The sequence below is a fragment of the Nitrospira sp. genome (genome assembly GCA_024998565.1).
In the GTDB taxonomy this organism is placed as follows: domain Bacteria; phylum Nitrospirota; class Nitrospiria; order Nitrospirales; family Nitrospiraceae; genus Nitrospira_A.
The window spans coordinates 32430-55573 of sequence record JACOEM010000014.1 but is presented as its reverse complement, the minus strand read 5'-3'; the positions used below and the strand labels follow the sequence as shown (position 1 = coordinate 55573).

Sequence of the window (23144 nt, the reverse complement as noted above, 5' to 3'; positions counted from 1 at the left end):
TCGCAAGACCTGAAGGAACCGGTGGATCTAAGTGGTCGCACAGGTAAAGACCGGCCTCTGATCAACCGATATGAACGTTACATCATAGATGAATCACCGGAAACACTGCGCTCAATCCAATCCGTGTTGGCAGTAGGTACAGCTCTGATATGGCTTCGACAAAGCACATCTCTATCGATCAGCTCACCGTCGGCATGTTTATCGCCGGTTTGGATCAGCCTTGGTACCGCACTCCGTTTCTCCTCCATAAGTGGTTGGTTTCAAATCCCGACGACATCGTGCAACTCAAACGCCATGGCATCCTCGTCGTCACCATCGATACTGACCGCGGGCTGGACGTCGGGGCTGCCACCCCGCCAGCGCCGGCCGCCGTGCCTCCTCCGGAAGAACCGCCGCCGGCCAATGTTGAAGCCGTCGTGCCGCAGGAGAGCGAGCAGAGTTCGCACGCTGCAGTGGCTGCCGCAGCCTATCGGGAAAGCATGGCTGCCGTGGAACGCGTCTTCAGTGACCTCGAAGCGGGTAACCCGCCAAAGATCGCGGCCCTGAAGCCGATCGTGAGCAGGCTCCTGGAGCAGATCGTGGCACAGCCGGAAGCGATGCTGATCCAGTTCTGTCTGGATAAAGTCCGACGTTTCGACGCCACCCTCGCCAGCCATGGCATGGATGTCTGCGTGCTCACGCTCATTCTGGCGGTGGAAAACGGCTGTGCGGAAGCCGATCTGGAAGCGCTCGGGTTGGGGGCTCTGCTTCACGACATCGGTTACGTGCGGCTCCCGCGTAACCTGTATCGAAAGACCACCCCGCTGACCGATCAGGAGCAGGTCCTCATGAGACAGCACCCGCAATTGGCGGCTACCGTACTCGCTCAAGTGGGCACGGTCCCCGATGCGGTCTCTCGCATTATCCTGCAACATCATGAATATCAGGACGGGAGCGGGTTTCCTCAACGCCTGAAGCACGACAGTGTCTCCACGTTGGCGCAACTGGTGGGTTTGGCGGACAGCTACGACGATTTAGTCAGTGCGCGCCATGGCCGTCCGCCGCTGTTGCCGCACGATGCGATCCGGCAGCTCTTCGTCTTGGGAGCGAAAGGCCGGTATGAGAAGACGCTGGTGGAGGTCGCCATCAAGGCCTTGGGCGTCTACCCTCTGGGGAGTCTCATCAAGCTGAATACCAATGAATGCGCATTGGTCGTCGGTCTGAATCATGAAGACCGGTTGAGACCACGTATCCGAATTATCAAGGGAGCTGAAGGGCAGAGTCAGCAGGAGCCTTTCGAAGTCGACCTGCAAAACCAACCGCCCGACCAACCGACCCGCACCATTCTTCGGGCATTGGATCCAAAACTGGAACAGGTCGATCTCCCGCACTACCTTGAACCTGCCGTGGGTGCTCGCTCGTGACGAATCATCCGCAGCATCCACGCACCCCGCAGCCCCAGCACGCAGCCGGCCTGGCCGTCCCACCGGAGGTCTTAACCCTGCTGTGGGATGCGGTGCCGCTGGGCATCTGTCTTCTGGGGGCCGAGCAAACCGTTATTTTCGCGAATCGGACCGCTGCTCGTCTGTTCAGGCGATCTCCGGGGGGCTGTGCCGGACAAGCGCTGTCGGATCTCCTCGGTCAGCGGCTCGATCTGAGCGACTCGCTTCGCGCCACGGGAATCGTGAAACTGCCTGACGAGCCGTTTTCTCACGCCGGCCAGGCGGCCAGTCACGATGAGAGCGAAACCGGCAATTCCACTGTGATCGAATGGCAACACCTTCGCATCTCCGGAATTCCCTCGGTCGCCACGTTGATGACCTTGCGCGATGTGTCACGCGAAGTCGAATTGGAGAAAGATCGTGACCGTCTGGCCGAAGTGGCCGAGGAAAGTCCCTATCCGATCGTGGAAATCGACCGGCACGGAAATCTGGTCTATGCGAATCCGGCCATGGCAGACGTACTCGGTCGCTTCGGATACGACCTTGCAGGAAAGCCGGAGATCCTTCCGGACAACCTCCCCGCGCTTGTCGCGACCTGCTTATTGGAAGGACGAACCTTGACGTCCCAGGACGTCGTGCGAGGCGAAGCCTGTTATAGCTGGACTCTCTGCCCGGTCCCCGGACACGGCCTCGTGCGGGCTTTTGCCATTGATCTGAGTGAAGTGCATGCCACCCACCGGGCGCTCAACGAGACCGCTGATCGTCTTCGCGAGAGCAACCGCCAGTTGGACCAGGCACTTCAGCAGGCGCAGACCGCGGCACGGGCGAAGTCGTCGTTTCTAGCCATGATCACGCACGAATTGCGCACGCCGATGAACGGCGTGATCGGGATGGCGAGCTTGTTGCTGGAGACACCGTTGACCGAAGAGCAACGGTCTTTCACGAATACCATTCAGCAATGCGGAGAAGCGCAACTTTCGCTCATCAACGATGTGCTGGAATGCAGCAAGATCGAGGCGGGCAAGTTGGAATTGGAACACCTCGATTTTCATCTGCGTACGACCGTTGAGGACGTGTTGTCTCAGTTCGCGGAACGGGCTCAGCGTAAAGGCCTGGAGATTACGGGCCTCGTCCATGCCGCCGTGCCGAACGCGTTACGAGGCGACCCCGGACGGCTGCGTCAGGTGCTGACGAATTTCGTCGGCAACGCCATCAAGTTCACCGAGCGAGGAGAAGTCACGTTGCAGGCCTTTCTGGAACGCGACTCCCCTTCCGAGGTCATCATCAAGTTCGAAGTGACGGACTCCGGCATCGGCATCAGCGAAGACGTGCAGTCACGGCTGTTCCAGGCCTTCACCCAAGCCGACAGTTCCACCACCAGAAAATACGGAGGGACGGGACTGGGGCTCGCCATCTCCAAACAATTGGTGGAACTCATGGGTGGTCAGGTCGGGCTGCGCAGCCAACCGGGCCAGGGCACCACGTTCTGGTGCACGGCGAGATTTCAGAAGCAGGCGGTCTGTGCGCCGGCCATCGTTCCTTCGGTCGAGTTGAGCAATCGCCGTATTCTGATCGTGGACGATAATGAGTCCAATCGCACCATTCTTCATCATCTCGTATCAGGCTGGGGGATGCAGGACGGCCAGGCGCGTCATGCCGATGAAGCCATTCTGATGCTCGAACAGGCTGCCGCACAGGGCCGGCCCTACGATGCGGCGGTGCTCGATATGCTGATGCCGGGGAAAGATGGACTTCAACTGGCTCAGGAGATCAGAGCCCACCCTCAGGGTGCCGGGGTTCGCTTGATCGTCTTGACCTCCCTGATCCAGCCGGGGCATGCCGAACGAGCGCGGCGCGCAGGCTTTACGGCCTACCTGACGAAGCCCGTACGTCATGACCAGCTTCAAGGCTGTCTCCGCGTCGTGTTCGGTCTGCAGGGATCAGCCACCGCCACCGCTCCAGGGGTGGCGGCGGGACCGACGATCGCCCCGACATTGATCACCCGTCACACCTTGGCCGAACAGCGTGCCCGCCCGCGTATCCTCGTTGCAGAAGACAATGTGGTGAACCAGAAGCTGGCCGTGCGTATGCTGGACCGCCTCGGGTATCAGCCGGACATTGTATCGAACGGCCAGGAGGCCGTGGCGGCATTTGAACGAGGTCTCTATGCCGCGATCGTCATGGACTGTCAGATGCCGACGATGGATGGATATGAGGCGACCCGCCGCATTCGCGAGCAGGAACAGAAGCCCGCCGCATCCGGCACCCGCGCCCATATCCCTATCATTGCGCTGACGGCGAACGCCATGCCGGGAGACCGCGAGCGCTGCAAAGCCGTCGGTATGGATGACTATCTCTCCAAACCGGTGAAGACCGACGATCTCGGTAGAATCTTGCAGCGGTGGGCTCCCCTCGCGACACCGGACCATGCACCGGCCCCGACGCCTCCCCGTGAAATGACGAAGACCGATGCCCGCGTGTTCGACGCGAGCACGATGCTGGTCAATATCGGCGGCGATGTGGATCTGTTCGATCAGTTGATTCGTCTGTTCTTGGAGCGACACCGGATCATGGTCCAGGAGATCGAAGCGGCCATCAAGCAAGCCGACGGCGTCGCTCTTGAGCGGGCGGCTCATAGCCTCAAAGGCACGGCAGGCAACTTGTGCGCACCGGAAGTGGTGCTCGTGGCCAGTCAGTTGGAGGCCAACGGACGTCTCGGGACGCTCGCCGAAGCCCCTGCCCTCTTCTCCCAGCTCGAACGTACGGTTCAGCAACTCGTCGCCGTGCTCGAGCGTCAAATGACACCAACCGACCCGGCTCAGCCCCGTTAGTCGATTCACCGTACGTCGGACAACCACAGCGCGCTTGTCGGCAGGCTGCGGAAACAGTCCGGCAGCGGCGTTTTCGACATCCGCGAAGCGTGAAGCGTATCTCGTCCCGGTCAGAACGTATAGCTGAGAGTAGAGGCCCCCACTCTCGATTTCTGGCCATACGCTCGTTTCTGCGGACGAGAGACGAACGGCGTGTCACGAACGACGGGTTATGAGGAAGGCGCTTTTGCGAAGCCTGCCGGTGATCGTCCAGGCGACAGCGGCACGTCGATCCTGGTGTGCAAATGAGTAAGGCGTGATTTAGCGGGCCGTCGCCTGAAGCGGAGCCGCCGGAGAGGGGCGTTGTGCGGGGGCGGCGGAAAAGAGAGGATATCGAGTCGGCCACTCCTCCGAGAGGACCAATTGCTTGCAGAGCCTGGTCCGGTGATTCATGACCAGCGGTCCCCGCAAATTGGCCGTCACGGCCGTGGGATCGTCCGAGGGAATGGTCAGGATCGTGACGACGGACAGTTCATCGCCGTCCTGCTTTTGAATTTCGATGAGCGCATCCAACGACACCTCGATCTGATAATCGGGCTTGAAGAAGGCCGGGTCCAGGATGACGAAAGCCAGCTGCGGTTCTTCGACACATTGCAGCCACTTGAACGGGGCCTCGGTATCGTGGTCGAGCAGCACGTACTTACTCCACTCGGGAAAGCCGAGGATGCCCGATGGAAACACCAGGAGTGTGTCGTCATTCACCTCAAAATTCCCGAATCTGGTCGACCGACACTTCATGACGCGTCCTCAACCTCCACGGCGGCCTGTTTTGTTCGACAATTGACGAAACGCTTCCAACGGAATCACCCCCGGCCCGGCGGCAATGCGATTTTCGTCCTGGATCCTCGCATGCACTTCATCGCGATGCACTTGCACATTGGGCGGGGCTTCGATCCCGAGCCGGACCTGGCCGCCTTTGATGCCGAGCACCACGATGCGAACATCGGGCCCGATGGTCACGCCTTCTCCCCGGCGTCGTGTTAAGACCAGCATACAAGCCTTCCTTGGCGTGTGAATACAAGTACATGGATATATCGGTTTCGATAAAGGTGAACTTGAGCGTCGATCAGCGGAGATAGTTGATCAACGACGAGTCAAAAATTTTGGTGAAGGTTTGACTGGCGGCCTGCACGGCAACTTCCTGGAGACGGAGTTGGGTAATGGCTGTTGCCAGGTCCGCATCCTGATTGTCCGAGATGGATTTTGTGATGGTCAAGGTGGCCGTATCCAAGGCGTCGTGTGTGACCTGGAGGCGATTGGCCAGCGCGCCGACGGTGCCCTGCGCATCGCTGATTTGAGCCGTCGCCAAATCCAGGTTTCCCAGGCCGGCTTGAATGCCGGCGCGATTGTCGCTTTCCAGGGCCGTGAGCAGGTCACGCAGCGAATCGAACATGTTGGTCGTCGACCCGGTGAAGATGCTGCTTCCCGGCACCAGGATCTGCACGGTTTGATTTTCACCGACCGCGATCGACTGGGTCTCGCTGTTGCCCTGATAGGCGACCGTATCCCCTGAGGTGATCGTGAAGGGCTGCACATCCGTTTTCGTCCCGCCGAAGATCGCCTGCCCGGCCACTTCGGTGTTGCCCAGTTGAACCAGTTGCCGCTGAAGCTGCCGGACCTCTTTGGCGATGCTCTGACGCCCTTCTGTTGACGTCGTGTCGCTGCTTGCCTGAATGGTCAACTCCCGCACTCTGGTGATCAGGTTCTGGACCTGTCCCAACGCCTGATCGGCGGCATTCACGCGTGCGGTCCCGAAATTAATATTGCGAACCCACTGCGTCGTTTGCGAGAGCGCGGACTTGTCGAGCACGATCTGGCCGTACGAGCTCGGATCGTCTTCGGGAGTCGAGACCCGCTTTAGGCTGGAGATCTGCTCCTGCGAGGTCAGCATTTGCAAGCGGGAGCGTTGGAGATTGCCGAGTAGGGTGTTGTACATCTGTTGATCGGCGACTCTCATAATGCCTGCTCCCGGTGAAGTGACAAGAGGGTTATCGCTTCAAAGACAAGATCGTTTGCAGCATTTCATCGCTGGTGGTGATCAGCTTTGAAGCGGCCTGAAACGCACGCTGATACTTCAACAAATTGATGAGCTCTTCATCCATCGAGACCCCGGAGACTTCCGCTCGGTGGGCCAGCAATTGATCGTGGAGAATCTCCTGTCCTTGCAGGTCCCGGGTGGCCCCTTGAAGGGTGGCGCCGAAGCTACCGGCCATGGCGCCGTAGTAGCTTTGAAAAGTCGTATTTCCTAAGCCCGCGACCGAAGCCGTTTGCAGGTTGGCCAGGGCGAGGGCATTGACATTATTGCCGGGCACACCGGCTGCGGTCGAAGAGGCAGCGATTTTCTGGCGATCCGTCAGGGCCATGCTGATCGTGCTGGCCGTGGTCCCGGTGGCCGTGAAGAAATCCTGTGTCGTGGATCCATCCAATCCATAACCGGAACGATGCTGAGTGTTCACTTGCGACACGAGCTGCGACGTGAGGGTGTCGAGAGAAGTTTGCAGCCCCGCGGCAGTGGTATCACGCGCGTCGATCAATCCCTTGAGGCGACCGCCGCTGATCGAAGAGGTGATATCCGTGTTGGGGCCGGTCCCGCCGTCATACCGCACGTCGAGCAATCCACCGTTGGTCACATCGGGAACGCCCGTGAGTTTGTATGCCGTGTGGTCGGTCACAAGGATTTGGCCGACCCCGACAAAAACGGTGACCTGCCCGCTTCCATCCTCGATCGAAGAAATATCCACCAGTCCGGCGAGGTCGTTCAGGAACCGGCCTCGTTGGTCCCGCAGATCATTGGCCTGCTGCCCGCTCACTTCGGTCAGTTTGATCTGGCCGTTCAGATCAGCGATCTTGCTCGCGAGCGAATTGATGTCGTTGATCCCGCTCCCAATTTGTCCATCAAGGGAAATCCGTTGCGCCGACAGTTGCGATGACGCCTGGTTCAACTGTTTGGTCAGCCCGTCGGCTTTGGTCAGGAGCACCGTGCGCGCGGTCAGATCGGCCGGATTGGTCGCCACGTCCTGCCAGGCCTTGAAGAATTCGTTGAGCCCCGCCGCGATGCCTTGATCATTCGCATCGTTAAAGAGGATTTGAATTTGCGACAGGGCCTTCTGCGACGCGCCGAATTGCCCGATCCGTTCATTTGAGCTCAGGAGTTGCTGTTCAACGAAACTGTCGACGGAGCGGCGGATTTCCGATACCTGGACGCCGGTTCCGATCTGGCCGGGGCGTCCGTTTTCCGGGAGGGATTCGGTCAGAACAGCTTCCTGGCGGGAATAGCCGGGGGTGCTGACATTGGCGATGTTTTGCCCGGTGACGGACATCGCCCGTTGAAAACTGGCCAGCGCGTTGGAACCTACACCGAATAGTCCGTTGAGTCCCGACATACGATCACCCGTTATCCCTTGGCTCTCACCCTGCCGCCTGTGCTGGCTACTGCGGTGCCCGAGGACGAATACAGTGCCGCCGACTGCGGTGAGCGTTGCCAGATGCGGAGCGTGCCTTGCAAGAACTCGAGCGACTGCCCGATCAGGGCGGCGTTGAACCGGTTGAGCCGATCCGTCTGCTCGATGGCCGCGACAAGATCGGCCTCCTGCTGCTTGCGCGAGGACGGCGAGCTATACGAAGCCGACAACGTCGACTCGTTTCGGCGTTGCTGCTCCAATTCTCGAATCTCATCCAATAGGTGAGCTTTTCGCATAGTCACGGATGTGAATTGTCCGAAGGAAAGGGACCGAATGGCATCCTGCTCTTCAATCAGCAGAGCCTGAAAGGCCGTGAGTTTGTCGAGCATGTGGCACAGAAGGGAGTCGGAGACTGTGGCAAGTGGCTGCTGTGCGGTCGACACCATGTCTCCCCTTCAAACGAACGGTTCCGCCATGTGAGGCCGCGTGATCGAAGAGTCGAGCCGTACGCGAAGGGCGTTACAGGACCGCGTCGGTCAGGACGTTACGAATGATGGCATCCGCAACCTTCTTACCGTCCACGTTGTACGTGCCCCCTTCGACCGACTGACGAATGTGACCGACTCTGGCATCACGCTCCGCGTCCGGCTGTTCCGCTGCCGCCCTCAGACGCTGGAGTTCTTTGGCCTGTTCGGAAATCTGGACACGATCCTGAGACTGCGTCCCTTGAGACGCGGTCTTCTTGTTGTGTGTCCGTTCAGTGTCCTGAACTCCCAACAGGATTTTCGCGAGATCTGCCGCCCGGCCATTATGTGAGATCTCCATGACTGCTTCTCCTCCCCCATTGCCAGGGTGTTCCGAAAGGCCTTTCCCCTAGTCGAGTACTCTATCGGCGGGACCGGCCGGGAACTTTAGGAAAAGCGATCGAATTAAGGAAGTTTTTCTGCATAGGCATCGACGAATGCCGTAATGCCGATCCCCCCTGCTTCTGTGGATAACTTGGCTATTTCTTGATCGTAAAAGGAGTACCAGACCTGCTCGTTTTTCCGGTCCAGGAGTCCCTTCGGAACGGTTTCCCTCATATTTTTAATAAGATAGGAAATGAAATACGATTCAAACTCCTGCCCGGCTTTATGGAGCGCCGCGCGGGCCTTCTCCCCTGCCGGCGCTTGCTCGACCGGACCGCGGAATCCAAGCGGCTGTGGAGTCGCCATTTGGGCCAGATCGAGTTGTCCTGACATCAGATGCTGTATTTCCATTGGAGACGCGACCCTTTCTTAGACAATCTCAAGATTTGCTTGAAGTGCTCCCGCGGAACGCAGGGCCGAGAGGATGGCCACGAGGTCTCGTGGAGTCACGCCCACCGCGTTGAGCGCCCGTACGACTTCTCCAAGCGTCACCGTTTGATCGACCACGATCAGTCGCGACTCCTGTTCGGTGACTTCCGTCTGCACATCGGGAGTGACCGTCGTTTGCCCTTGTGTCGAGCCGATCAACGGAGCCGGAGGCTGCGAGACGTTGAGCGTGTTCTTGACGGAGATCGTCAGGTTGCCGTGGGAGATCGCACAGGTGGAGAGTCGAACATGTTCACCCAGGACCACCGTGCCGGTCCGTTCGTTCACCACCACTTTGGCGGCGACATCGACGGTCACGTCTAATCCCTCCATGGTGGCGATGTATTCCACGACTCGGCCGTGAAAGGTTGCGGGAAGCGACGTTTTCACGAGGCCCGCATTCACCGGAACAGCCGTACCCTTCCCGAACGTTCCATCGATCGCTTCGGCCGTTCTGATGGCGGTGGTGAAATCGGGGTGTCGCAGCAACACGGAGACACTGTCCCAGTTCTCGATATCCACCACCAGCTCTTTTTCCACGATGGCACCGGCAGGCACCACTCCGGCGGCCTGATGGTTTTTGGTGATCGTCGCGCCGCCCGCCCCGCCGGTCCCGCCCAGGAATCCGCCGATGGAGACAGGCCCCTGCGCGACCGCAAATACCTGTTGGTTCGGCGCCTTCAGCGGCGTGGAGAGCAACGTGCCGCCTTGGAGACTTTTCGCATTGGCCATGGAAGAGACGACCGCGTCCAGCGTCATGCCGGGTTTCACGAACGGCGGGAGCTTCGCCGTCACCATCACCGATGCAATATTGCGGGTGAGCAACTGGATGGGATCGATCACCAGATTGATACCCATTTTGTTCAACATGGACATCATGGCTTGAATCGTGAACTGGCCGCCGATGACCTGATCACCCGTCCGGTCGAGACCGACGACCAATCCATACCCGATCAGCTGGTTTTCGCGCACGCCTTCGATTGTGGCCACATCCTTGACTCGAACAGCCTGCGCCAATGAGGCCGTAAATAACGTGATCGTGAGGAAGGCCAGCATGCCCACCGCGGTGCGCCGAAACCAGGCCGCTCCTTGTGGCTGCCGGTCAGGAACAGGCGCCGGTTTCGGCGGCGGGGGGGACCAGGGGCGCGCGAGAAGGCCGGGATCCATCGAGGCCGGTCGCAGCACCCCGCTTGAAAGCATGAGACGAAAGCATTGCGTGATCATCGCCCGTTGTTGTTTGCGCGGCCTCGTCATGATGACTCCTGTGGCTGGTCGATTCTTCCCGACGGACTTGCGACTAAAACGGATAGACCCAATCCAGAATTCTGACGAGCCAGCCGGGCCGCTGCACATCGTCGACGACTCCCAGGCCGGAGTATTCGATCTTGGCGTCGGCAATGGCACTCGACTGCACGGTGTTCTTCGTATTCACATCCACGCGCCTGACGATGCCTCCGATGGTCATGATCTGGCGTTCCGAATTGACAGTCACCTCACGTCGCCCCTCGACCCGTAAGTCGCCGTTCGGCAACACTTCCGTCACGATGGCCGAAATCGTGCCCGTCAACGTGTCTTCCCGGTTGGTTGCGCCTTTGCCGCCGAACTTGCTCTTGGCGGTGGCATCGATGCCGAACCCTCGCTTGGCTTCTCCCCCCAGGCGGATTCCCGGGATGCCCAGGTAGCCCATCCCCGTCCCGCCGATCCCATTCGAAATGGTGGAGTCCCGCTCTGCGTTCGTGTCGGCGCTCTTCGAGCCCTTGTGTTTTTCCACGATCAGAATCGTGATGATGTCGCCGATGCGCATCGCGCGAAGATCTTCATAGAGATAGGCCCGCCCATTCTCTTCCTGCCACAGCGATCCCATGGTCTTGGGGGGAGGCAATTTGGCCATCTCCACCTTTTGCTGCTTCGTGCTGGGCGAGGCCGAACACCCGACCATCACGCACAGCGCCAGACCGAACCAGATGAACCGGATGCGGCGATATTGTGTGAGCGACCGGTTAAAAACTGACACGGACCACCCCCGGGGCAACGACGGTCGCCCGCAATTCCTTGCCGGAATCGACATTGGAGACCGTGATGGTTTGACCCAATTCACCATGCGATTTCGTGACGCCCACGGTTTGAATCGACAGCCCGCCCTGCCGGGCTTCAATCGTCACCCGATCGCCCTTGTGCACGGCGAAGGGGCGCCGGACTGAGGTCATGCGTATGGCATTTTGAGGCGGAAGCGGGCGAATGGCCGCTTTGCCGATGACTTCGGCGGGGCTGGTCACAAACGGTTGCTTCAGGTCGTACTGGACGATCCGTTCCGTGGTGACGTCGTCGGCCGCGATCTCCTCGTCGACCTTGATCGACCGCACCGGCACCACCACCTCCACAATGGCGGCCACATCGGCGGTGGCCTCGATGGTCTTAATGAATCGACCGTTCACGGCCAGATGAATCTGGAACACTCGACGTCCCAGCGGTTCGTCCGATCGCCCGGCGCTGACTTGCAGATCGACCGTCCCGGAGGGCACGACGATCGGTTGCTGAGGATCGCCGATCGCCACCTGGCAATCGACGGCGCGTCCGGCCAGTTCCCGTTTGACGAAATCGTGGATCACCCCGCGGATTTGTTCGGGATAGATGAGCCGTTTCCCGCGGGCCTGCGGGAGACTCTGCGCCTGATGCGCATCAGCCCCCTGCACCTGGAACAGCGGCCGGACCGGAGCCCGCTCCCCTGCCATGGCCGGCAGGACGGCACTCATGACCAGGCTGATGATCCCAACAGACAGGAGGCTGAGTCGATTCACAGGTGTCACCCTTGGTTGAAGGTGCGGCGCCGATTACCGGCGCAGATTGTTGGCAATCTGCATCATTTCATCGGATGCCTGAATGGTCTTGGAGTTAATTTCGTAACTCCGTTGGGCGATGATCATGTTGACCATCTCCTCCGCCAGATTGACGTTCGAACTTTCGAGGAAGCCCTGCTGCAAGGTGCCGAAGCCGGTTGAGAATCCGCCGGTGCCCTGTTGCGCCGGCCCGGAGGCAAAGCTGTCCAGGAACAGGTTGCCGCCCATCGCCACCAGGCCGGAAGGGTTGTCGAAGCGGACCAGCTGAATCTGCCCCACCTGTGACGCTTGTGTGACGCCGGGAAGCAGAACGGAGACGGTGCCGTCCTGGCCGACATCGATTTTCAGCGCGCCTGACGGAATCGTAATCACCGGGTTGAGCTGGTCGCCGTCGCCGGTCACGAGGTTGCCGACGTTATCGCGCTTGAAGGATCCGTTGCGGGTATACATGATGGTCCCGTCGGGCCGGGTCACTTGGAAAAATCCGGCGCCGTCGATAGCCAGGTCGAGATCGTTCCCGGTCTGCCGCATGTTCCCTTGCACCCATTCCTTGGCCACCGTAATGGGACGCACACCGCCCCCGACCTGCACGCCGACAGGAAAGACGCCCACGTTCGAGGCGTTTGTGCCCGGCAAGCGTTGAATCTGATACAGCAGATCGCCGAATTCCGCACGGCTGCGTTTGAACGCGTTCGTGTTCACGTTCGCCAGATTGTTGGCGATGGTATCCACGTTCAGTTGCTGGGCCGTCATGCCCGTCGCGGCCGTCCACATTGCGCGAATCATACGCTCCTCCTATTGCACCCGGCCCAGATCCTGAATGGCCGTTTCGGTCATGCGATCCATCGTTTGGATCAATTTCTGCGCCGACTCGTAACTGCGCATGCCTTGCATCATCTTCACCATTTCACTCAACGAATTCACGTTGGACTCTTCGATGTGTCCCGACTGCACCTGCGGCCTTGTCGACACCGCCGGTTTCCCGCCGACAAACAGTCCTTCGGCAAACTTTTGCGGCATTCCGTTCTCCGGAAACTCGACCACCTTGATGCTGCCGATCGGAGTGCCGTCCACCTGGATCGCCCCCTCCGCATTGATCTGAATGTTGCCGGGCGGCACTTTGATCTCTCCTTTGGTGCCCATGACCGGGTGCCCGAGATTGGTGACCAGGCGTCGTTGGCTGTCGAGAGAAAAAATGCCGTTGCGTGTGTAACGAGCGCCGTCGGGAGTCTTGACCTCAAAAAATCCATCGTTCTGTATGGCGACATCCAGCGGATTGCCCGTAATGCGGATACGCCCCGGCTCAAAGGCCGTTCGGACTCCATGCACCTCGGCAAAAACCCGTTCGCTGGGACCCGCTGGTCTGGTCGAAATGGCGGAGGAGAGGCCTCCTGATACCACTCCCATCCCCGTCGAACTGGCACGGGCAAAGAGGCCGCGGAATCCTTGCTGGTCCTGCTTGAATCCGGCCGTGTTCACATTCGCCAGATTGTTGGCGAAGACCGTGAGTTGCTTTTCCTGGGCGACGGCGCCTGACAGTATGGGGTAGATGGCTCGATTCATTGCTCGCCTGTTCCAGATGAACCTGTTGTGCTGCAGAAGGAGTTAGCAATGGACATGCCATCGCGATTCGCCAGGCGACCCGGTGCTGCCGAAACGAGGGTCGGACAAAATTCCTTGTGATTGTCGAGAGATGGGAACCGGAAGGTCTTTGAGATGCCGGAGGGAAAATTCTTCCGCCGTCAACGGTGCCTGTCAAACGGCGTGGCAAACCGGAAGTCTTTGCCGGAAGCAGGGAAAGTCCTGCCTACATGGAATCGTGTGCGACGAGAGTTCCGGAGATCAGGCAGCGATCGTGGAAGTGGCATCAACGGAGGCGGATGCACTTGCGCCGGGGAGTCCATAGAGGGCGTACCCTTCGGCCCGAGCCCTTGCCACGGCCCGGGTGGCCGCATCGAGGAGCGCGTCACCGTTCTCAGTTTGAAGGCTGGAGAGACTGATTCCAATCCGGCTGGTGAGGAAGAGTTCGTGCCCGTCAAGGGTGACCGGCAGCGATATCGTGAGTTGCATCTTTCTGGCGATGGCCAGCACCTCTTCCGGACCGGTGACCTGATCCAGCAGGACGCCAAAGGTGCGTTCAGCAAGTCTTGCCACCGTGTCGGTCGTGCGCAGGGCGCTCTTCACTCGTGCAGCGTGCACGCGATACATGAGGTTGAGGTTGATTTGCGCCTGTTCGTCGGTTTTCGGGGTGAAGTGATCCAGCTCGATCATGAGGACCGCTACCGGCCGGCCATGCTTGTCGGCCTGCGCCAGGGCTTGCTTGAGGAGAGACGTAAAAAGACGATAGGTCGGCAATCCGGTGACCGAGTCGTAGGTGTGCATGCCGGACCCGTTCAATTCTTCCGACAGTGCATGCATCCCGGATGCCGATTGCGGGCCGCGCGGAGTCCAGAACGTTGCGCCAAAGACCAGCAGCGTGAGGAGAAGAGCAGCCGAGATCATGACGGGATAGGCCGTCAACGCCGAGATCGTCAGCAGACCTACAGAGGCGGTCCAATACAATCCGCCGGCCATGAACAGGAGACAGGACACGACGCCGACTCGAGCGCTCTCAAACGATTCGGTCTCCGCATCGCTGTGGGGCCACCCATGCCGGTTCGTTGAATCCGACCCGTCGTGGTCGCTCGACGTGTTGAGTTCCGGACGTGACAAATGCATACCCTCCCCGATGGAGCAGCGCAGCCAACGGGATGTTGGACTAGGGAGGTATCGGAACAGTGGAGACGAAACTAAAGGCAGGGTGGCCCGCAGGACGCCGCTGGGGCGCCGACGATACAAACGAACAGCAACGACCGCCAAACCGCGCGGAGGGTCATCTCACACATCCACCGGTTCGAGCCGCGCTTTCAAGTGGAGGATGGCTTTCGAATGGATCTGGCATACGCGCGATTCGGTCACCTTGAGCGCCTGCCCGATCTCCTTCATCGTGAGTTCCTCGAAATAGTAGAGCGACAATACCAACCGTTCTTTCTCCGGCAGATCCTGGATCGCCGCTTCGAGCACGTGGCGCGCCCGTTCGTTCACCAGGACCGAGAGAGGATCCGGCTGATTGGAGTCGGTCAACACACTGATGATCTTATGCCCGTCCGCATCCTGTACGCCGAGATCGTCCAGGCTGATCACCACGGCGCCGCGTGAGCGAGTCAGGAATTCATCCAGTTCCTCCGCGGACATCTTCAATTCTTTGCCGACTTCCTGGTCTGTCGGCGGGCGCCCGAGTCTGTGCAACAGCTCTGAATAGGTCTTTTGCAGAAGCGTAATCCGCTCATGGACCGAGCGAGGAATCCAATCCATCGACCGGATTTCATCGAGCATCGCGCCACGGATACGGAACTCCGCGTAGGTTTTGAACTTGGCTTCGCGCGTCGGATCGTACTTGTCCATCGCATCCATGAGGCCCATGATCCCGACGGAGATCAAATCTTCCGCGTCCATATAGGCCGGCAGTCGAAAGGCCAGACGATGGGCCATGGCCTTCACGACGTGCGTGAATTCCTGAATCACCCGTTCACGATCCGCCTCCGCAATCACCCGGCGCGGGGCGTTTCTGACCGCAGACATTTTTCGAGCGTCCATCATTCGCTACAGTCCTTTCAGTCAGTGCGTCCGCAAAAGTTGTTGCCAGAGGAACTGCACTGTGCCTTTGGGAAGCGCCGGTGGAGTCAACTGAGCCACCGCCTCAGTCAGTTCGCGAAAGGCACGGCTGGACGGCGCGTGCGGAAAGAGATCGATGACGGCCCGCTGCTGGGTCACGGCCATCGGCACATAGTCGTCCAGGGGAATCGCACCCAGGTAATCCAGAGAAATATGCAAAAATCGACTGACGGCCAACTCCAGTTTCCGGAAAATCCGTGCGGCATCCCGCGGCGACTTCACCATGTTGACGAGCACATGGAAGCGGCGCTCCCGGTACTGCCGTAACAGGACTTTCATTAACGCATAGGCGTCCGTCATGGAGGTCGGCTCGGGAGACACCACCACAACGATGGATTGGGCCGCCGCCGCAAAGTAGGTCACGGTCGAGGAAATGCCCGCCCCGGTGTCGATCAACAAGACATCCATGTTCGATGCCAATCGCTCAAGTTCATCTTGAAGGATGAGCTGTTGCGCTTCCGTCAGGATCGTCAACTGAGAGATACCGGTACTGGCCGGGAGGACAGTAATGCCGTGCGGCCCGGTCAGCGCGATATCCTCCAACCGGCAGGTCTTCGCGAGGACATGCTCCAACGTGTATTTCGGTGTCAGGCCGAGCAGAATATCGACATTCCCCAGGCCGAGATCCGCATCCAGCACGAGCACACGCTTTCCGGTTTGAGCCAGGGCGATGGCGGTATTGGCCACAACGTTGGTCTTTCCTACCCCGCCTTTTCCGCTGGTGACGGTGATCACTTGCGTGCGTGAAGGACCGACGTTGTCATCAAGCGCTCTCAACTGCGGATCCAAAATTCCTGGTTGCATCGCCATCGTCACTCCCCTCTTGTTCGCCAGTCGCCTATCGCGCGTAGGTCTTGATTCCGGGCACAAATGTCGGTGTCGTCTCGCGCTCCCATGCCGGAGTGGTGCCGGTAGCCGGTGTCCGTACCTGCCCTCCCAGCAGTAGATCGCCCAGGCGATCGACTTGCGCCTGAACCAGGTCATCGGGCACCCGTTGACCTGTTCCCCAATAGGACAGCGGGATGCCGGTACGATGAGTGGCTTCGAAGATGCCGCCATAGCCCGCCGTCTCGTCGAGTTTGGTAAACAACAACCGGAGGCCCGGCACGTCTACGCATTGACTGGTGCTGACCACGAGATCCGGCACTCTGGTGCCTGCCGCGAGAACGAGATGGACCTCCATGGGATAGGCCCCGTTCAGCAACCCTCTCCAACGCTGCGCCGTGATGGGTTCATAGGGATTAAATCCTGTGGTGTCGATCAAGATCAGTTCCGCTTCACGGGCCTGCGCAATCGCGGCCCGGGCTTCCTCACAGGAAGCCGCCACTGAGAGCTCGATACCGAGGACCTCGGCATAGAGGCGAAGGTGTTCCACCGCGGCAGGCCGATACGTATCCATGGTAATCAGGGCCACACTCCGCTGCTCGACGATGCCGTACTGCGTCGCCAGTTTCGCGATGGTCGAAGTCTTGCCGACTCCGCTGGGGCCGACGAACAACGCAATTTTTTGTTCCCCTGCCGCGCTCAGCAACGGGCCGGCCGTGGTCACCCGATCCAACAGCACTGTCCGGAGTAACTGCAAAGAGGAGTTCCGCTGAGCGGACCCCTGCTCCACCAGCGTTTCCCGCAATTCCCGCAGACAGGCTTCCGCCGTAGCATGCTCGACTCCTTGAGCCAACAGGTCTTCATAGACGCGCTGGAAGGACTGGAACGTTGCACCCTGGTTTTCTCCATTGTTGCGTGTGGATGCCGGTGTCGCGCGACTCTCCCGCGAAGGGCCGGAAACCTGACGAGCCGCAGGCCGCGACGGTTCTTTCCCCGTTTCCATCGCTCCCTGCAGGGTTTTTTGAAAGCGCGACTCCTCCGCCGGCACCATCGGCGCAGGAGCTACGGCCGCACGTGTCCGCTCATCTTCCCCGAGCAACGGCGCGGCCTCGGGAACGGCGGCGTCATCTTCAATGGCCGCCATGACCTCGAGCATCGACCCGCCCAGCAGGCCGAATCCGTTATCCCAGGAACGCACGCGTTTCGTGGACAGAATCACCGCATCCGGCCCTAACGTGTCCTTAATGGACCGAATGGCCTCATGCATCGACTTGACGTGGAATGTCCGTACCTTCATGCCAAGCTCCTGGTATCACCGACCTCAAGGTCGAGCCGTACGGTTTCCACTGCTTGCAAACGTGTCACGCTCTCCACCTCGTTCAATCCTAAAATCGGAACCGAGTGCAAAATTCTGTCCGTCAGTTTCCGCAGATGTCGTCGCAACGAAGGCGAACACAAAATGACCGGTTGATGCCCGCGCCCGACCATACGTTCCGCGGCAGCCTTCAATGCAGTGAGCAGTTTCTGTGCCACCAGCGGGTCCGGCACCCACTGGGATCCCTGTCCGGCTGCATTCGCTTGATCGGCGAGCGTGCGATCCAATCGCGGATCCAGTCCGATGATCGGCAACGAGCCATCTGGCGCGAGATATTGCTTCGTGATGGTCCGTCCCAGTGATTGCCTGACGACTTCCGTCAAAATATCGGCGTCTTTTGTGGTTGCCGCATGGTCGGCAATAGTTTCAAGAATCGTCCGCAAGTCACGAATTGGTACACCCTCCCGCAGGAGATGCGACAAAACTCTGACGAGAGTGCCCAACGGAATCAGATTGGGAATGACTTCCTCAACCAGCTTGGGGTGATTTTTGCCCAGTTGATCGAGCAAACCCTGCACTTCTTGCCGCCCCAGGAGTTCATGCGCATGCCGTTTGATCAACTCGGACAAGTGGGTTGCGATGGCCGATCCCGGATCCACGACCGTATACCCTGCCATTTGCGCCTGTTCACGTTGCTGCTCCGGCACCCACATGGCCGGCAGGCCGAACGCCGGTTCTTTGGTCGGCAATCCATGGATGGCCCCCCGCTGAGCCGTACCGGGGTCGATCGCGAGCACATGCGCCGGCATCACCTCAGACTTGGCGAGTTCCACGCCTTTGAGCAGCGCCGCATATTCATTAGGCCGAAGCTGTAAGTTGTCGCGAATATGGATCGGCGGCAGGACAAAGCCCATCTGTTCCGCGAACTGTCGCCGAAGCCCTTTGATACGATCCAGCAACGCACCGCCTTGCCCGCCATCGACGAGCCCGATGAGGCCGTAGCCGACCTGTACTTCCATGAGATCGAGGGGAACCACTTGTGTCGCGGCCTCTTCGGCTTTGACTTGTGTGGAGGCCTGGGCGGGTGCGGCTTCGACAGCCTTCTGCTGTTCGTTGATCTGATACGCCATCCAGGCGGTCAGGCCGCCCAACGCGAGGAATGCGATATGGGGAAGTCCCGGGACAAGGCCCAGCGTGATAAGAATCCCTGAAGCCGTGCCGATAGCCTTCGGGGAGATGAGGACCTGACGGCTGATCTCAAATCCTAAGTTCACTTCGGAAGCGGCGCGAGTGATGACGATACCGGCTGCCGTGGAAACGATGAGCGCCGGGACCTGCGCCACGAGACCTTCACCCACCGTCAACAGCGTATAGGTCTGCGCCGCTGCGGCCAGCGTCATGCCCTGTTGCAACACACCGATCGTCAACCCGCCCAGAATGTTGACGAGCGTGATAATGACGGCCGCCACGGCGTCGCCTCGCACAAACTTGCTCGAACCGTCCATGGCGCCGTAAAAATCGGCTTCTTGCGCGATCTCTTTTCTGCGTTGACGGGCTTCTTTGTCATTGATCAGGCCGGCGTTCAGATCGGCGTCGATGCTCATCTGTTTGCCGGGCATCGCGTCCAAAGTGAATCGGGCCGCCACTTCGGCGACGCGGCCGGCGCCCTTGGTGATGACCACGAAGTTGATGATGACGAGAATGGTGAACACGACGAGCCCGACGGTGTAGTTGCCGCCGACCACGAATGTGCCGAAGGCCCGGATGACCTCGCCTGCGGCGGCGGCGCCTTCATTGCCGTGCAGGAGGATCAAGCGCGTGGAGGCGATATTGAGGGCGAGACGAAGGAGCGTCACCATCAGCAGAATCGACGGAAACACGGAGAATTCCAGCGGCCGGCGTACCTGCATGCCGACCAGCAGCACGATGATGGAGAGTGTGATGTTGAAGGCGAGGAGGAGGTCCAGAAAAAACCGCGGAAGAGGAATCAACATGACCATCAAAATGCCCACAACCCCCACGGACATCATGATGTCCGGGTGCTTGACCAAAGAGGTCGTGGATACGGATGTCTGCTCGTTCGTCATCTACACTCCAATCCAACCCGCATTACGCCGGCGGCAGTTTGCCGCGCACGCGATACACAAACGCCAGGATTTCTGCGACCGCACGATAGAGATCTTCGGGCACTTCCCGACCCACCTCGACCAGCTTAAACAGGGTACGGGCGACCAACTTGTTTTCGACGATCATGACCCCGTGTTGTCGACCGATTTCCCGGATCTTCTCGGCCACGTAACCGGCGCCCTTGGCCACGACGATCGGCGCTCCCATGGCCTTGGAGTCGTACTTCAGAGCCACCGCCAGGTGCGTCGGGTTGGTGATGATGACATCCGCCTTTGGGACGGCGGCCATCATGCGTTTCCGGGACATCTCTCGTTGAGTGCTCCGGATCTTCGCCTTCAGCCCAGGATCTCCTTCTGCCGCCCGACTTTCCTCTTTGATTTCGTCGCGTGACATGCGGAGGTCGCGTTCCCATTCAAACCGTTGGAAGCCATAGTCCAGGCCGCCGATCACAAGGGCCGCTCCCCCCATCATGAGCGCAGCTTTGAATGTCGCCCACCCTACCGTCGGCAAGAGCGTCTCCATGCCGAATTGCGTCAAGGGAGAGAACAGCACCATATCCTGCTTGATCGTGAGATAGCCGACTCCTCCGATGGCAAAGATCTTGAGCCACGATTTCACCAGTTCGCTGAAGGACCGGACGGAGAAGAGCCGCGAGAACCCGGCCATCGGGTTAATGCGGGAAAACTCCAACTGCAGGGCGTCTCGCTTCCAGAGGAAACCGGTTTGCATGAGGTTGGCTCCCACGCCGACGACCGCGATTCCGGCAATGACCGGGCCGAGCATCACAAACACATCGATTCCGATCTGCCTCAGGATTAAATGCAGATGGTCGAGACTCAGTGTGCGCTGCGTGGAATCCTCCATGGATTTACTCAACCACAATTGAAGCGACTCTCGAAGCCCGTTCAGAATGCCGGGCGTCATCCAATAGAGAGCGCCCAAGCTTCCCAATAACCCCACCGCCATGGCGGCGTCCCGACTGAGAGCGACCTGGCCTTTCGCCCGCGCATCTGCTTTGCGTTTCGGGGTTGCCTGTTCTGTCCGATTCTGCGCGCTGTCAGCCATGACCGAGTGCCTTCAGGAGTCCGAGGATGGTTTCCACCAGGGTTTCGAATTCTGTTTCAAACAACAACAGGGTGAAGGGCATCGCCAGGCTCATGGCGAGGAAGCCTGCCCCGATGGTGATCGGAAAACTTGTGACAAATACATTCATCTGAGGGACCGCCCGGCCAAGGATCGCCAGAACGGTATTGACGATGAGGAGCGTTGCGAAGACGGGAGCCGCGAGCTTGAGGGCGACTCCCAGCATATTTTGCGCCAGGTGAATGATATCCTGAGCGATACCGTCGGATAACGAGGCTCCGAACGGCGGGACGTATTCGTAACTCATGCCGATCGCATGCACCACCAGCAGATGCGCGTTGAGAGACAGAAATACCAAGGACCCAAGCGTGAGTTGAAATTGCGCAATGATCGGCGTGTTCTGGTGGCTCATGGGATCAAACATTTGAATGGCGCTGAAACCCATCTGCGTGCCGATCATGTCACCGGCGACCTGAAACCCCGAGAACAGCAGTCGCACGGCCAAACCGATCGTCAGCCCGATGAGAAACTCACTGCCGATTCCGGCGATGACCAGGACCGGATCGTTCGGCAGGCTCGGCAGGCGAATGATCGGCGCCAAAACCAGCCCCAGCATGGCGACGAGCCCCGTTTTGACCGGCATGGGAATCGTGCGCGTGTTGAGGATGGGAAAGACGCTGACAATGCCGGCAATCCGCACCAGCAGGATGGAAAAGGCCTGGAACTGAGGCAGGGCGAGATGCAGGGTTTGCGAGGCGCTCATCATGGTACCGGCCTATCAGTGAATCAGGGACGGGATACTCGTGATGATATGTGTCATGAACGCAATGAGGACGCCCATCATCCAGGGCAGAAACAAGAGCGTGGCGGCGAACACCGCCAGGACCTTGGGCACAAAGGTCAACGTCGCTTCGTTGATCTGAGTCATCGCCTGAAAGGTGCTGACCAACAACCCCACAATCAGGCTCAAACCCAAGATCGGCGCCGACACCAGCATGGTGGTTTCAATCGCTTGGCGACCGATTTCTGTGACGGTTTCAATCGTCATGCGTGCGCTCCTACTGAAAGCTCCTGACCATCGAGCCGACGACCAGGTACCAGCCGTCGGCCAGCACGAACAAAATCAGTTTGAACGGCAGCGAAATCATCACCGGCGGCAACAACATCATGCCCATGGACATCAAGACGCTCGCGACGACCATGTCGACGATGAGGAACGGAATGTAGAGAAGAAATCCGATTTGAAACGCAATCCGCAGCTCACTCAGCACGAAGGCAGGAATGATCACATGGATCGGCACCTGTTCGACCTGCGTCGCTTTGGGCGCATGCGACAGCTCCATGAACAGTTCGAGATCCTTGTCGCGCATTTGTTTCAACATGAAGGCCCGGATCGGCAGAATCCCTCGATTCCAGGCATCTTCGTACCCGATTTGCTCGGCAAGCAGCGGTTGCAGGGCATCCTTGTAGACGGCCTGTCCGACGGGAGCCATCACGAACATGGTCAGAAACAGCGCCAGGCTGATCAGAACTTGATTAGGCGGTACCTGCTGCGTCCCCATGGCCTGGCGTAGAAAGGAGAGGACGATGACCATACGGGTAAACGATGTCACCATGATGAACAAGGCGGGCGCCAGGGAGAGGACGGTGAACAGGGCCAGAATCTGCAGGACTACGGCAGTCTGTTTGCTCCCGCCCTGGCCGAGATCGATCGTGAGCGAAGGCCCATCGGCGTAGGCGGAGGTGGCGAGGAACAGGCAGGCGAAGACGATGACACTCAGGAGGCAGCCGGCCCACCATCCGGAACGGTGCGCGACTGATGCTTGTCTCGGCCGGCTCAGGACACTACCTGCGTGCACGCGCGATCTCCTCAAGGTTGCCGGACTCGGGGATTCCGGGTGCTGCTCCGGGCGGCAGCATGGATGCCTCGGCGATGAGGCGTTTTGCGACGTCAGGATCGGCGATTTTTCCGAGCGGCACCAAATCGTTGGCGGTGGTGCCCAGGATCAGCACCTCTCCTGCCACCGCCACCACCATCACATGCTTTCTGGACCCGAGCGGACCACTTCCTATGATCTTGACCAACGGCGGGCCGTTCACAGGGAGAAAGCGCCGTCCGACGGCGGATCGCGCCACGGCCAGCAGACCCAGGATCAATGCCAGGACGACCCCGAGCGCCGATACCATCCGAACCACACTTTCCCAAATCTCCATGGG

At 59.5% G+C, this 23144-nt stretch carries 24 protein-coding genes; 2 read left to right on the top strand and 22 right to left on the bottom strand.

Annotated elements, in window-relative coordinates; all coding sequences use genetic code 11:
• Window positions 1-149 precede the first annotated feature (149 nt).
• Together H8K11_18245 and H8K11_18240 are read left to right on the top strand one after the other, a co-directional pair.
• Complete coding sequence (locus H8K11_18245; GenBank protein MCS6265689.1) at window positions 150-1403, top strand: DUF3391 domain-containing protein; 1254 nt, start codon at window positions 150-152, stop codon at window positions 1401-1403.
• Window positions 1400-4252, top strand: a complete 2853-nt coding sequence (locus tag H8K11_18240; protein ID MCS6265688.1) for a response regulator — start codon at window positions 1400-1402, stop codon at window positions 4250-4252. The genes H8K11_18245 and H8K11_18240 overlap by 4 nt, the downstream gene beginning before the upstream one ends.
• Before the next feature lie 300 nt (window positions 4253-4552).
• Here H8K11_18240 and H8K11_18235 read toward each other — a convergent pair whose 3' ends face one another.
• From H8K11_18235 to H8K11_18130, 22 genes are all read right to left on the bottom strand, one after another.
• Window positions 4553-5029 carry a flagellar assembly protein FliW gene (locus H8K11_18235; protein ID MCS6265687.1) on the bottom strand — a complete coding sequence of 159 codons (477 nt, stop codon included), beginning with the start codon at window positions 5027-5029 and terminating at the stop codon, window positions 4553-4555.
• Between the two features lie 9 nt (window positions 5030-5038).
• Window positions 5039-5284, bottom strand: coding sequence for a carbon storage regulator CsrA (gene csrA, locus H8K11_18230; GenBank protein MCS6265686.1), 246 nt, complete (start codon window positions 5282-5284; stop codon window positions 5039-5041).
• Window positions 5285-5357: 73 nt separating this feature from the next.
• A complete protein-coding gene (flgL, locus tag H8K11_18225; protein MCS6265685.1) occupies window positions 5358-6248 on the bottom strand; it encodes a flagellar hook-associated protein FlgL in 891 nt (296 codons plus the stop codon).
• Between the two features lie 31 nt (window positions 6249-6279).
• Window positions 6280-7674: a flagellar hook-associated protein FlgK gene (gene flgK / locus H8K11_18220; protein ID MCS6265684.1), complete on the bottom strand. Its 1395-nt coding sequence runs from the start codon at window positions 7672-7674 to the stop codon at window positions 6280-6282.
• 11 nt (window positions 7675-7685) lie between these two features.
• Window positions 7686-8138: a flagellar protein FlgN gene (locus H8K11_18215; protein ID MCS6265683.1), complete on the bottom strand. Its 453-nt coding sequence runs from the start codon at window positions 8136-8138 to the stop codon at window positions 7686-7688.
• 73 nt (window positions 8139-8211) lie between these two features.
• A complete protein-coding gene (flgM, locus tag H8K11_18210; protein ID MCS6265682.1) occupies window positions 8212-8517 on the bottom strand; it encodes a flagellar biosynthesis anti-sigma factor FlgM in 306 nt (101 codons plus the stop codon).
• A gap of 104 nt (window positions 8518-8621) precedes the next feature.
• Window positions 8622-8933, bottom strand: coding sequence for a rod-binding protein (locus H8K11_18205; GenBank protein ID MCS6265681.1), 312 nt, complete (start codon window positions 8931-8933; stop codon window positions 8622-8624).
• 36 nt (window positions 8934-8969) lie between these two features.
• A complete protein-coding gene (locus H8K11_18200) occupies window positions 8970-10082 on the bottom strand; it encodes a flagellar basal body P-ring protein FlgI (GenBank protein MCS6265680.1) in 1113 nt (370 codons plus the stop codon).
• 241 nt (window positions 10083-10323) lie between these two features.
• On the bottom strand, window positions 10324-11040 hold the full coding sequence (locus tag H8K11_18195; protein ID MCS6265679.1) for a flagellar basal body L-ring protein FlgH: 717 nt from the start codon (window positions 11038-11040) through the stop codon (window positions 10324-10326).
• A complete protein-coding gene (gene flgA, locus H8K11_18190) occupies window positions 11027-11824 on the bottom strand; it encodes a flagellar basal body P-ring formation protein FlgA (protein MCS6265678.1) in 798 nt (265 codons plus the stop codon). Before flgA ends, H8K11_18195 begins: the two co-directional genes overlap by 14 nt.
• Before the next feature lie 33 nt (window positions 11825-11857).
• On the bottom strand, window positions 11858-12649 hold the full coding sequence (gene flgG, locus H8K11_18185; protein MCS6265677.1) for a flagellar basal-body rod protein FlgG: 792 nt from the start codon (window positions 12647-12649) through the stop codon (window positions 11858-11860).
• A gap of 9 nt (window positions 12650-12658) precedes the next feature.
• Window positions 12659-13426 carry a flagellar hook-basal body protein gene (locus H8K11_18180; GenBank protein ID MCS6265676.1) on the bottom strand — a complete coding sequence of 256 codons (768 nt, stop codon included), beginning with the start codon at window positions 13424-13426 and terminating at the stop codon, window positions 12659-12661.
• Between the two features lie 279 nt (window positions 13427-13705).
• Window positions 13706-14581 carry a diguanylate cyclase gene (locus H8K11_18175; protein MCS6265675.1) on the bottom strand — a complete coding sequence of 292 codons (876 nt, stop codon included), beginning with the start codon at window positions 14579-14581 and terminating at the stop codon, window positions 13706-13708.
• A gap of 159 nt (window positions 14582-14740) precedes the next feature.
• Window positions 14741-15502 (bottom strand): FliA/WhiG family RNA polymerase sigma factor, encoded by a 762-nt coding sequence (locus H8K11_18170; protein ID MCS6265674.1) that lies wholly within the window; start codon window positions 15500-15502, stop codon window positions 14741-14743.
• Window positions 15503-15520: 18 nt separating this feature from the next.
• Window positions 15521-16387 carry a MinD/ParA family protein gene (locus H8K11_18165; protein ID MCS6265673.1) on the bottom strand — a complete coding sequence of 289 codons (867 nt, stop codon included), beginning with the start codon at window positions 16385-16387 and terminating at the stop codon, window positions 15521-15523.
• 28 nt (window positions 16388-16415) lie between these two features.
• A complete protein-coding gene (gene flhF / locus H8K11_18160; protein MCS6265672.1) occupies window positions 16416-17699 on the bottom strand; it encodes a flagellar biosynthesis protein FlhF in 1284 nt (427 codons plus the stop codon).
• Window positions 17696-19804 (bottom strand): flagellar biosynthesis protein FlhA, encoded by a 2109-nt coding sequence (gene flhA / locus H8K11_18155; protein MCS6265671.1) that lies wholly within the window; start codon window positions 19802-19804, stop codon window positions 17696-17698. Before flhA ends, flhF begins: the two co-directional genes overlap by 4 nt.
• Before the next feature lie 22 nt (window positions 19805-19826).
• Window positions 19827-20909, bottom strand: coding sequence for a flagellar biosynthesis protein FlhB (flhB, locus tag H8K11_18150; protein ID MCS6265670.1), 1083 nt, complete (start codon window positions 20907-20909; stop codon window positions 19827-19829).
• Window positions 20902-21693 (bottom strand): flagellar biosynthetic protein FliR, encoded by a 792-nt coding sequence (gene fliR / locus H8K11_18145; GenBank protein MCS6265669.1) that lies wholly within the window; start codon window positions 21691-21693, stop codon window positions 20902-20904. The genes flhB and fliR overlap by 8 nt, the downstream gene beginning before the upstream one ends.
• 12 nt (window positions 21694-21705) lie before the next feature.
• Window positions 21706-21975: a flagellar biosynthesis protein FliQ gene (gene fliQ / locus H8K11_18140; protein ID MCS6265668.1), complete on the bottom strand. Its 270-nt coding sequence runs from the start codon at window positions 21973-21975 to the stop codon at window positions 21706-21708.
• Window positions 21976-21985: 10 nt separating this feature from the next.
• Complete coding sequence (fliP, locus tag H8K11_18135; protein MCS6265667.1) at window positions 21986-22786, bottom strand: flagellar type III secretion system pore protein FliP; 801 nt, start codon at window positions 22784-22786, stop codon at window positions 21986-21988.
• Window positions 22773-23141, bottom strand: a complete 369-nt coding sequence (locus tag H8K11_18130) for a flagellar biosynthetic protein FliO (GenBank protein ID MCS6265666.1) — start codon at window positions 23139-23141, stop codon at window positions 22773-22775. Before H8K11_18130 ends, fliP begins: the two co-directional genes overlap by 14 nt.
• Between the last annotated feature and the right edge of the window lie 3 nt (window positions 23142-23144).